This is a genomic window from Micrococcus sp. GbtcB5 (assembly GCF_019091605.1).
In the GTDB taxonomy this organism is placed as follows: domain Bacteria; phylum Actinomycetota; class Actinomycetes; order Actinomycetales; family Micrococcaceae; genus Micrococcus; species Micrococcus luteus.
In genome coordinates this window covers 1-250 of sequence record NZ_JAGXJK010000309.1, presented here as the reverse complement: position 1 = coordinate 250, position 250 = coordinate 1, and the positions used below count along the sequence as shown (strand labels likewise).

Below are 250 nucleotides of genomic sequence, written 5' to 3'. Positions count from 1 at the left end.
AGCGCGGGCGGGTCCGCCATGTCGGACTGCTTCAGCGCGGAGCCGGCGGCGCGCAGCCCCTGCCAGTCCGGCAGCTCCTCGACGACGCCGGCACGCTTGGCACGGATGGTGTGCGTGGCCCGGCGGATGTCGGCGCGCATCTGGCCGTTCCCCAGCTGCTCGCGGGAAGACTGGGGGATCGGGGTGTTCAGCAGGATCTCGTCCTCGCCGTGTACGGGGCGGACGGTGGGCATGCCCAGGCGCACGCGGG

1 pseudogene is annotated in these 250 nt (G+C 74.0%); it reads right to left on the bottom strand.

Features of this window, described 5'->3' with window-relative positions:
- Positions 1-245: pseudogene (locus tag KVS67_RS12470) on the bottom strand ((4Fe-4S)-binding protein); the annotation flags it as partial.
- Positions 246-250 lie beyond the last annotated feature (5 nt).